Source organism: Photorhabdus sp. S10-54 (genome assembly GCF_963878145.1).
Lineage (GTDB): Bacteria > Pseudomonadota > Gammaproteobacteria > Enterobacterales > Enterobacteriaceae > Photorhabdus > Photorhabdus kayaii.
The window spans coordinates 242,634-254,381 of record NZ_CAWNXG010000001.1 but is presented as its reverse complement, the minus strand read 5'-3'; the positions used below and the strand labels follow the sequence as shown (position 1 = coordinate 254,381).

The 11,748-nt window shown below is 39.1% G+C and carries 5 protein-coding genes; all 5 read right to left on the bottom strand.

Annotated elements, in window-relative coordinates; translation table 11 throughout:
• Positions 1-400: 400 nt before the first annotated feature.
• Complete coding sequence (locus AACQ83_RS01190) at positions 401-1,021, bottom strand: L-threonylcarbamoyladenylate synthase (protein ID WP_112875897.1); 621 nt, start codon at positions 1,019-1,021, stop codon at positions 401-403.
• Positions 1,022-1,048: 27 nt separating this feature from the next.
• Positions 1,049-1,909, bottom strand: coding sequence for an RNase RNM (gene rnm, locus AACQ83_RS01185; RefSeq protein ID WP_112875896.1), 861 nt, complete (start codon positions 1,907-1,909; stop codon positions 1,049-1,051).
• A 201-nt stretch (positions 1,910-2,110) separates the two neighbouring features.
• Positions 2,111-3,979 (bottom strand): glycoside hydrolase family 18 protein, encoded by a 1,869-nt coding sequence (locus tag AACQ83_RS01180; RefSeq protein ID WP_112875895.1) that lies wholly within the window; start codon positions 3,977-3,979, stop codon positions 2,111-2,113.
• Positions 3,980-4,106: 127 nt separating this feature from the next.
• Entirely contained in the window at positions 4,107-8,198 is a 4,092-nt protein-coding gene (locus AACQ83_RS01175) for a Tc toxin subunit A-related protein (RefSeq protein WP_112875894.1), read from the bottom strand.
• Complete coding sequence (locus AACQ83_RS01170) at positions 8,191-11,712, bottom strand: Tc toxin subunit A (RefSeq protein WP_112875893.1); 3,522 nt, start codon at positions 11,710-11,712, stop codon at positions 8,191-8,193. The genes AACQ83_RS01175 and AACQ83_RS01170 overlap by 8 nt, the downstream gene beginning before the upstream one ends.
• Between the last annotated feature and the right edge of the window lie 36 nt (positions 11,713-11,748).

Sequence of the window (11,748 nt, the reverse complement as noted above, 5' to 3'; positions counted from 1 at the left end):
CGACATCGCAGAAGAGTTCAACTAGTTTATCCATGCCTGTTCCTAATAAGATCGTTTTTTTCTTGGTCGAAAATTTTGATCTTGGAACAGGCACTTAGTTCCATTTTTTTATCCAGAGTTCAGGTTAATTATTAAATAGATGATAATTTTATTGAGTCAGTATTAATAATTCGAAACAACAATAACCATTTCTATTCAATTAAAAAATCAAAAATATATACCCTATGGATTTCAAGATGCATCGCGACGGCAAGGGAGAGAATCCCCGGGAGCATAGGTAACTATGTGACTGGGGTGAGCGAGTGCAGCCAACAAAGAGGCAACTTGAAAGATAACGGGTATAAAGCCTGCGTATAATACACAGGCTTTATATAGATTCTGAAAATAATTACTGCGTAGCTTATAAGAATGGCGTGATATTGCCAGCCCCTTCCCGTATTACAACCGGCGTATTCTCAGTTAAATCAATTACGGTGGTAGGCTGTTGCCCTAAATAACCCCCGTGAATAATCAGATCAACCCGTTTTCCCAAATTATCTTTAATTTCTTCAGGATCAGATTCAGCAAAATCATTGCCCGGCAAAATCAGGCTAGTGGACATCAATGGTTCACCCACCTGTTCAAGAAGCGCCAAAGCAATTGGATTAGATGGAACACGTAACCCGATGGTTTTCCGCTTATCATTCATCAAACGACGAGGTACTTCTTTCGTCGCACGCAAAATAAACGTGTAATTGCCCGGAGTATTATTCTTAATCAGACGAAAAGCCGAATTATCGACATAAGCATAAGTCGATATCTCCGATAAATCCCGGCACATTAAGGTGAAATTATGATGACTGTCTAACTGGCGAATACGACATATCCGAGTCATCGAATCTTTATCTTCCAGATGGCAACCAATCGCATAACCGGAATCAGTGGGGTAAACAACCACCCCTCCTTTTTTCAACACATCCACACTTTGCCCTATTAAGCGGGGCTGCGGATTATCTGGATGAATATAAAAAAACTGGCTCATAAATTACCTCTTAATTTTATGCTGCCCCTACAGTGACCAGTTACGCCATATTGGTACCACATCACCGGGTAACCACAATTTACGCCCTAACTCTATCCATGAACAAGGCTGGTGAAAATCAGAACCTAACGAAGCCATCAAATCATATTCCCGTGACAACTGACCGAGATATTGCCGCTCGTTAGGTGCCTGCTGGCACTGTGCAACTTCCATTGCATCACCACCATGTTGTTTAAACCAGGCAATCAGACGCTTCAACCATTTGGTCGATAAATCATATCGTCCCGGATGCGCAATGACTGCTTGACCACCTGATTGATGAATGGCATCAATAGCTTGTTCAATTGTACACCATTGCGGTGGAACGTATCCGATTTTTCCCTTTGCCAGATATTTTTTAAATATTTTCGCCATTGTTGGCTCTCTGCCCATTTCAATTAAATAACGGGCAAAATGGCCTCGTGTTACTTGTCCACCATTCGCTAATCGGCTCGCTCCTGCCCAAGCATCGGAAATACCCACCTTTGCCAGCTTGCGACCTATTTCAATTCCTCGTTCTTTCCTGAGTTCAGATTGTTTATTAAGTAATTCAATCATTGCATTTGACTGAATATCAATGTTCAGACCAATAATATGAATCTCGATATTTTGCCACAAGGTGGATATCTCAACCCCTGATATGAGCTTTAATGGCAAATCATGTTGGTTGATATATTCATGGGCTGGCAAAATAGCGTCTGTCGTATCGTGATCAGTCACGGCCAATACATTAACGCCCATTGCCACCGCTCGTTCGACCAATTCTGCTGGTGAAAGTAAACCATCCGATGCAGTCGTATGGCTATGCAGATCGTAAATTGTTACTAACTCAGTGGCTGAATTTGTCATTATCCCTTTCTCTGCCCAAATAGCTTAAAACGCTTGATGGGATAGCTTAACGGTAAATGGTCGCGTTTTACAGAAATAATCATGTTCAGCCCTAGAATATCGGGTTGAACATGATTATTTTAAGAATGAAAAAACTGACAGATAAGAAAAGCAATATCCCTTTTTATTGGCAAAGAAAAATTAACCGGCGTTTTTCTTCACCTAACCAATAGATTTTAAATAATAGGGCTTACCCGGATTATAGAGTGGCCCCATGTCGATGGTTTCATCATTAGATTTGGCAATATAGCCCATCCCTTCTCTGGCCGCATTTGCCAACAAGCCACAATCCTGATCGCCTGACCAAGAAAATATGCCTCCCAGTTTATTCTTAGCGACATATTCCGCTTTTTGCTTCACCGTGCGAGGGGTATCTAATGAGATAAAGTGTCCCTCTTTTTCACTAAACAAAAAATCAGCATCAGCATTGGTATCTGTCATTAGCACAAAGCCATTTTTCCCGCTAGCGAGAGTGTGTTCACTATCCAGATAATTATTAACAATATCAAAGAATTCAGGTGAACCTTTTTCCATTGTTCCTAATGCATCGCCAGTTTTATTATATTCGCGCGTTTCAAGATTTGCCCCTTTGCCCGCACGGCCATAGTTAGCATAACCTAAATGAATTTTCTCCAAAGGTATGCCAAGCTCCTGATGTAGGTAATTGATAGCAACTTCCGCGGATAAATCAGACGCATCTGATGGATCAGGATCTTTTGGCGAATAGAGATTAGTATGATGGCCGATATAAGGTGCCCACCCGGTACCAAAATAGTCGTAACTCATTAAGTAAATATTATCCAGACCATTCTTGACTAATTCAGCAATATTAGAGGTTTTTAATTTCGCTTTTACACCACTACAAGCAATGGAGATCTCTTTTCTATCCTCTCGCCCAAATCGACTATCCAAAGATTCACGTAATTCTTTAATTAACAGAGCGTAATGTTCTCCATCTTTATCACTAATAACATTACCTTCCTCTCCCGGGCTTCCAGGATATTCCCAGTCAATATCGACACAACTGAACATAGGAAAACGCTCAAAGAAATCAACAATACTGTCAACAAAAACACGACGCAGTGCCGCATCAGCCGCCATCACGGAGAAATAACCGGACATACTCCAGCCACCAATACTAAAAGCTAATTCAAGTTTATGACCCGCTAAACGCGCCGTTTTTTGCAGTTCACGTAACCCACCTAATAAACCCGAAGCTCTCTTTTGTTGATAATAAGGCAAGAATGTTCCCGGACCGATATCAGTATTCGCGCTTTCTTTCGGTAATCCCACATTACGGGCAGTCCCTAAATCACCATAAGGGTCAAGAGGGACAATATGGCCTTCAGTAATTTTTATTTCACTCTGGCTATTCCAACCATCGGCAACCTCTTTGATTTTATCCCCTTTCACACCAGTATCACCGTAAATACCCAAAAAGCTAAATATTAACTTATCATAAGCGGTGACCTTGATAGTGCTTAAATCAAACCCTCTTCCCCGATCACCAGCCCCTTTATCCTCACCATCCAAACGTGCATCATATTGGCACCAATCAGTAATATAAGCAGAAAGTTTTGGCCTGGATTTATCGCTTTCATATTCATTAAACATCGGGCGACAAACACGCGTCGCAGTATAAGAAAGGTTACCCGCTGAACCATCAGGTTTAAAATTAACATCCGGCCGTTGATAGGTTTGTTCTGTAATAGCATCCGGTTGTAAAACCGGTGAAGGAATATCTTCGGTTGGATCAACGCGCCCATCGGTAGGATTTCCGTGCTGTTTTATCTCATCTTCCGTCGCTGGACGAATATATTTCCAGGCATTATGCGGTGTTCCCTCTTTAGCCGTAGGATCGGGAATATGCCAGCGTTCAACCCAATAAGTATTGGTATAAACACCACTATTAAAAATAACATTATAAACTTGGCCGCCTGCCTGATTATTCCATGCAGTTAATGGCTCACCAACAATATCACTTATGTCGGACATGGATTTCGATGAGGTATAAGTATATTTATTTACCATTTATAAACTCCAATGCGATTTATATTTAGCCTCCACATAATTAGAAGAGGCTAATTTGAATGTTAAAGATAATGAGTAAGCATTTTAAATTCAGGTGACTGATTCATTTAATGCTTAATTCTCGTTATCACAAATCTGGGTTTTCCTTTTTTAATAACTCTTTAACCGCTAGACCAAATGATGCAGATCCTTCTTGCGCGGTATATCGAATATGAAGAATAATATCGGTCAAACTTTCTAAATCCTGCGAGGTATTGGTAAATTGGAAATTCCAACTCGATCCTACTCCTACCCCCTCAAAGGGTAAGAAACGTTCATCATCGAAATTAAGCGTGAACATTCCGCTGTCATTAATCCCCGTAGATAAAGCAATTTGTTGATTAGGCTGGATACTGCGCACCGTATAAGGCGTTTCCGCACGAATTCCTTCTTTCAACATTTTTTCAACGGTTTTAAGATCCGCTTTTGTCGTATAACTGCTCACACCCGACAAACTTAGTTTGGCACAGATATCTTCATAAGGCCCAATTAACATAGGCAGCGTCACTGAAACTGATTTAATCCGCCGATTAAATAAACCCGGATAATCCGTACCAAATTGTTTTAACTCATCCAAATTAAAGGTGATTGCATTATGTGATTTCAGCACTTTGAGATTATCTTCCCAAGACTCGCCCAATAAAGATTTAAGCGAAATCGTTTTGATAATTTCCAATTTACGCGAATTTTGCTCAACGTAAGTGCGTTCCATACGTTGCAACGCCAATTTCAGATTTTCACCGACCAACAGCCCTTGATAGAGATCATTCCAGCTCGCGCCATCAATAAAATTCTGCTCGCCTAGCCCAAGTTCATATTGTAAAGAGGCTTGTGCGGATAAACACAACGATGAAACAGCATCATAAGCCTGCAAATAGAGGCTTGAGATCTGGCTAATCATCCAAGTATATAAGCTTTCATTAGTAAAACGGCTGGAGAAATACGCCAACAGTGCCTGAGATTGTTGTTGCTGTGCTTCAACTTGCGCCAAACGCTTACGTGCGGCACTAACCTGCAACTGCTGAATATTAATTTGCTGATCAATAGATTTTACTTCCCATTCAGCCTGTTTATATTGCAGTTCCCACTCTTGCCGGCGACGGCGATAAGATTCAGAAACACTGAGGCTATCAGCTTTAGTACTATCGGATTGATGTTTCAAGGTTGCTATTTCAGCAACAGCATTTAAAGCGGCCCCCCAATGTGAACCTCCAACTGCCAATCCATAAATATTGGGAACTAAATCCAGTGCCGCCGCCGCTGTTCTTGATACTTGTGAAGCCAACAGAGCAGAAGATGCCTGAGCCTGTAATTCAATAACCTGCTGTTCCGTTGACGAAATATTTTCATCATAAAGACTTTTATAATGTTCGTACCGCTCCTGAGCAGATTGTTTACTCACTTGCAACGCATCAAGACTGGCTTGGTTAATATTGATATCTTGTTGCTGAAGGTCAACCGCAAAACGGTAGAGATCATTATTCTGAACCATCTGAAATGATTCAAAACTCAAATTATCTTTCCGTTCCAACAAACTCAACAACGTGCTGCCAAATTGTATCAATGTATCGACACCCGATTTCGCCCGCGCCAACATCGGTTCAAAACGATAATTTGGTACTCTGAAATTCATTCTGCTGGCATTTCTGGCAGCAACAACCCGCTGATAACGCTGATTCATTAATCCACGAGGAGAAATTTTCGAATCATAAAGATCCATAGAAATTTCTTTACCATCCAGCGTTAAATTATGCCGTAAATTGTAAATCCGGTTTTCTATTTTATCCCACAGGGCCGTTAACTCTTCATTAATCGGTTTCATAAAGAGATCATTATCCAGCGCACGAATCGTTTTATCATGAACCACCGGGGCATAAGGCAAAGGATAACTTATCATCTCCAATGCACGTACTACGCTACTCTTCTTATATAATGCATCCTCAAGAGTTATCGGCTGCCATGAACTGGCTAATTGGAGATCAGGACGCGCACCTAATAATGAACTTGCCGTTGCATAGCTCAGACGTGCCACCGTTCTGGCAGTAGGCTGTAACTTGCGATATTCCATGTCACCCTGATCGATAATATTCTTAACGTAGAAGTTAAAAATAGCCTTACGATAATGAATAGGTTCACTGGCAGAAATTGCATCAGGATCAGCCGGTTCTATTAAACTACGTAATCTCTTGGGTTCGTCAATGATCGGGCGACTATTCCAATAACGTGGCTTATCTTGTTCCAGCGCCGGTTCGTCATTACTTTCAAAAGGATTAAAAATAAACTTAATCCAGCGACTGGCTTCTTCATAACGCTGTTCGACATTAAACCGCCAGGCCACCATAAATGGCATATGGAAGAATAATTCCCAGAAATAAATACCATTTGCCCCTTTAAGGTCGATAGGTTTTGAAACATTACCGGTAATCGGCTCTTCATGAATATTTTGCGTTTCCCAACTGAGAACTTTATCCAGTTTTTGACTCGCCTTACTAATTAATTCTTTTGCAAACAGGGTATTTAGACGAATCGCCTTGTCAGAATACCAACTTTCTAATGGTTCCTCTGGTTGCTCTTCTTTTGGAAATTGCAAATACTGAGTTTGTTTAGTCTGTTTAATCTGAACCTTGTCACGGAGCAATTTCCCAACACTCAATTTTTGCTTAATTTTACCTGCAATATCTCCAGTTTCCGACGGCAAACTAAAACCCGTAACAACCGTCACATCACTCCTATCGCATCGATTCAATGTGACACTCAGCTTTGGATCATAATCTTCCGGGGTAAGCACTTTATAATTCAACCAACAGCGTTCACCCTGACTATCTTCTAACCAAATACAATAAAGGATATTTTTGCTTCTGCTAAAATCATATTTATACGTTGAAGTGGACGTAAGATACATATTCAATGTCCCGTCAACATAAGTCGCATCCAGCTTGAAATCGTCTATTTTACCCAGTTGTCCTTCAAATTCTTTTTCCCCTGCTATCGGCCATTTCATATTATTATTAACAGGGTAAAGCACCAATTGCTTATATTCGTCCGGCCCTCCATTTGCGGGTTCCCGGAAATAGAACCAGACTAAAGCAGCGCCATATGCATCCAGATCAGATAACTTCGAAGTGGATTTAGGCAAATCCGTTGCTTCCATTAATAAATTGTCACAAACATAGGTAAAAACTTCGTCATAATCGTATGCTTTTCCATCATTACCTGTACCCTGCATACGTACAAATGCCACCAACGCTAAACGTTCAACGTCTCCGGTACGATCGAGAACCGCAATCAACTCTTTCATAGAATGATCAAGTAAATCTTCACGAACGGTAGTGCCGGTACTCCAAGTACCATCAAACGCTAAATGAGCCAAATTAAGTTTGGTACGATATTTAATACTATTACCTTGATCTTGTTTTTCTTCAGAGACTTCAAACCAACTAATATATAATCGGTTATTCAAGATAATTGGACGAACAATACCGTTAAACGCATTTTCCAAAGGAACATTAATCAGCTTCCACTCACTCCAGGCGGTAGGATAAAGTTCATCAGTCTGATTATTACGCTGTTTGGCATCTAAAGTTCGCCAGAAATAACGGTAAGGTTGAGTTCGTGTTTTAGCAATGAAATAGACCTTATCATCGGCAATATCAATACCATCTTCGTAGCCAGCAATAACCTCTAAATTACTGACCTCTTCGAAGTTATTCAAATATCCCAATATCGCTTTCTGAGCAACATCATCGGTGAGCTTACCCTGATTAAGTGCGCTTTCAAGTTGGAAAAAGAATTCTGTTTTGGTTAAACGTAATGTGGGATCAACATAGACTTCCGGGTAAATAGCCAGTTGTTGATTTGCCGCCCAATAACCATAACGATTAGCAAACTCCTGCCAATTATCTGCCTCTTCCTGAGTCATCGATAAACCTGACTCTAAATTCAAAACAATACGGTTAATATATTGTTGTATAGATTGGGTAATATGTGCGATACGGGCTGTTTTTACTTTGGAAGAGACCTGAGTGTCTAACAATAGAAAATCATACAAGTCATCAACATTTTGAATTCTTTCACGCAAGGATTGAAAAGCAGTATCATGCGGAACAATCTGACCAAGATAATAATCAACTAATGCATCACGCAAATTTTCCTGTAATTTTGCTTCAATTAAATTAGACATTCTCATTATCTCCTTGCGCTTTTAATGCAGCCATTACTGCTTCACCGATGCTTTGGAAAGCTTCAAAATCTGAATTAACATCAAGTGCACCAGCACCTAATAAAGGCTCAACGGATAAATTAGTTTTCACAGAAAATTGTTGTAGCCGTCGTATCCAATCTATTTGGGATAAGGTCATCGCACGTTTTCTTTCTAATCCTCCTTTATCGCAAGCAAGATAAATTTCATCAGGACCCCAATCTAAAATTTCAGCCAGTAATTGCGCACATTTATAATTATTATCATCCTCTTCCGTCTTCGGTAAAATTTCACTGTTAGCAAAAGTAAAATATTCCTGAACCTTATCTTCATTTTGTGTCGCATTTTCCAGTAAATCTTGATAGCGATTCAATAGGAAAATTTCATCTAAAGATAATGATATTTCTGTTGTTTCATCTATGGTTAGTCCAAGCCATTTAGGATTTGTCAGGCGCAATAACAATAGATTATTACCTATGCTCAACGCATTAATTAATTGGGTATAAATTAACAGACTATAGGTCAAATCCAGAAACTCTTTTTTAATATCTTCAACTTTTTCTGATGTATTATCTAACACCATTTTCAACACTGAATAAACACTACTTCCTAACCAACGCAATTGTAGTGGCACAATATCTCTTGATACCCCATATTCACCCGCAATAGCGCTAGATAATAGACTTTCTTGTGCGGTTTTAGCTTGCAATATAATCTGTACGACAATATTAATTTGATTATCATCTGGAATTTTATTCGCTACAATATCTTCTATCTTTTTCCTCAGAGATTCTTCATCTGTTTTTCCCCATACCAACGGAATATCTTTGATTAATCCATTATCCCTATCAAAAACACCATTTTCATCTGACAAAATGGTCCACCAATCTGTACCATTTATTTCTTGCCGATTAAAATCAGAGACTTGCAAACGTACATTATCAGTAAGACCGTCAGAAATTCCTTTATAAAAAGTTAACATACCACTTGTTGGCACGACCGGAAGCTGAGTTTTACCTAATAATAGAGAAAGCTTAATTGGTGTCAGTTTCGTTTTAGTGAGCCAAGAAGTTAAAACCTCCATTTGGGCAATAATACTGAGGATGTCATCTTTCTCTCCTAAAGCCGGTATATTTGCCAGATATTCGCTTTTATCCGTTAAAATATCTACTAGAATTAATCCATCTTCCGCAGAAAAACCAAATAATCGTGGAATAGTCACCAAGCGATAAAGTCTGGATACGACATCAAGATTACGCACTAATTTGCCAGAAGAGAGTTTCAATGCTTTCTCAACGATAGGCGCAATCACTTGAAACGTGGATAAAGAAATAGCTAACCCTGCACATAATTGTTTAACTGTTTTTGCGCCATCTCCTTGATTTTCCGTATAATTAAATTCTTTCCCATCCAGAATTAAAGGCTGATCAAAAAGTTTAGACTGATTAAATAGTTGATCAAAAAATGGAATATTATTGCTAATAGCAAATGGCGTAATTTGATATATCCATCCGGCAAACGTCTCCGGTAATACTTTATATTGTGTCGATAAATGACGGAATAAACCTAATGCTCTTAATGTATTATTAGAGATAGCCAAATCGGTATTATTAGTCTCAGCTTTTATTGCTGAAATTACCAATAAATCAAGCTGATGATAAGGTAACGCTAACCAACGCTGTAAACGAATAAAGCGGTTCATTCGATCATAACGAAAATCAGAAACTGCATCTATTTCCCGTCCTGAGTCCGTTCTCACAATGCTTAATGCGTCTAATTGCCCCACATTTATATAAATTCCACCATAGTGATAAGGTGCAGGAAAGTGTTCTGATGTTTGCCCACTATCGAAGATAGGATTAGAAAATACCACATTTGGCGACACTAAAGGCCGGAAATCACCACTACTAAACAGGTGTTCGAGATCTGTCACTTTCGATCCTGTTTGTTGACCAAAAGATAAAATCTCTGTTAATTTCACACGTTCATCCGCAGAAACGCCATAGTTATCTTGGAAAAATTTTTCTGCTTCTGGCAATAATTCTGATTGTGCAGTCCCTTGCTTAGCAATAGCAAAACGATAAGTCATGGTCAGAAAATTAATGCCTTCAATATTTACCGTGGTATTATTTGTACTTTCTTTGGGTATCGCGGCATAAACTGTCATTTCACCAAAGAAAGGACCATTATCTAAATTACCGATATCACTATTATCACTTTCTACATAAGTTAACTTTAACTGTCGGCTAAATGGTGATGAATTATCGAAAGGCTCCATCCTCGCTTTTATGCGATTGTAGGTCAGAACATTTTCACCACGAAGTTTAACTTTGATCGTCTCTTTAGCTTTATTTTCACAGGTAACGACAATTTCATCATAAGCTTTATCAACATTATCACTCAATAATGTCGGGCCAGTGATATTTTCATCAGCATGAATAATATAAGCATGTTTTGCAACATCACGTTCAGGCAATATTTCTGTTGTACTTGTGCTGAAATAGCTATTAATAAGTTGTTCGCGTGATAAAAAGTTTTGCGCAAATGGGCTTTTCTCTGTCAGTAAACTCATTTGCTCCTTACTTAATTGAGTATAAGCAAGCAGAGCCTGATCACGTTTTTCCGTTAAGATATGCCAAGGAAATTGTTGATTCACTTGCTGAATAACTGTACCTAATTCAGTCTCTTTTTCGGCCAAACCTTTATTGATCTGTTGCGAGGGTAAACTATAGGGTAATGTAAAGGGAAAACGAGTCTCTCCCAAAACCTGATTAACCGGTTTTTCCGCCTGACCTGTCTGATCAATATATTCCCTGGCACTTTTCGACAAAACATCATTCACAATAGATATTGCCGTGATCTCTTTGTAAAGATTATCACTATTAAGTAATAAGTCAGGAATATCAGCACGCCTTTGCTCCAACCCCACGGCATTATTAGAGCCATCTAACTCTATTTGTTGTACAAACTTATAAAGATCAAGCAGGTAATTTACCGGACTGTCAAGGGATTCAATAGCGTTTGGCTGACAGAAACTATCCCAAGGCTCAGGAAATAGGTTACTGTAATCAGGTAATTTTTCTTTCTCATCTGCATCATTATTGCTATAAGAAAAATATCTTGCCTGATGACTCGCTTTTGTTAATGATGCGCCATCGTAATCCCTCAATTGTCTTTGCCGATAACTTTGTACCAATTGATTAGCCGCACTCACTGCTTTATCAAAAATTACCTCTGCATGACCTGATAAAGATTGATTATGGCGTTTAATAAATCGTTGCTTTGATACTTCTACAATATCAAAAATTGAGTGATATCCCAGACGCTGGAGTGTATTAACCAGCGTGATAGTGGAATTATCTTCTTTCTCTACTGAGTTTAATAACATATAACCTGATGGCGATTTTGACGATTTGATTTCTGCCACCGCAGCTAATAATGGTGATACTTTTGTTATATCCTGTTTTTCACGAGAAATGCTTTTATATTTATCCATTATATTATTCCCAACCTAATTAATCGGAAACACCTG

Excerpts from the sequence above, each read along its gene's own strand:
- rnm (WP_112875896.1), bottom strand. The coding sequence starts at position 1,909 with ATGACAAATTCAGCCACTGAGTTAGTAACAATTTACGATCTGCATAGC.
- AACQ83_RS01180 (WP_112875895.1), bottom strand. The coding sequence starts at position 3,979 with ATGGTAAATAAATATACTTATACCTCATCGAAATCCATGTCCGACATA.
- AACQ83_RS01170 (WP_112875893.1), bottom strand. The coding sequence starts at position 11,712 with ATGGATAAATATAAAAGCATTTCTCGTGAAAAACAGGATATAACAAAA.
- AACQ83_RS01175 (WP_112875894.1), bottom strand. The coding sequence starts at position 8,198 with ATGTCTAATTTAATTGAAGCAAAATTACAGGAAAATTTGCGTGATGCA.
- AACQ83_RS01190 (WP_112875897.1), bottom strand. The coding sequence starts at position 1,021 with ATGAGCCAGTTTTTTTATATTCATCCAGATAATCCGCAGCCCCGCTTA.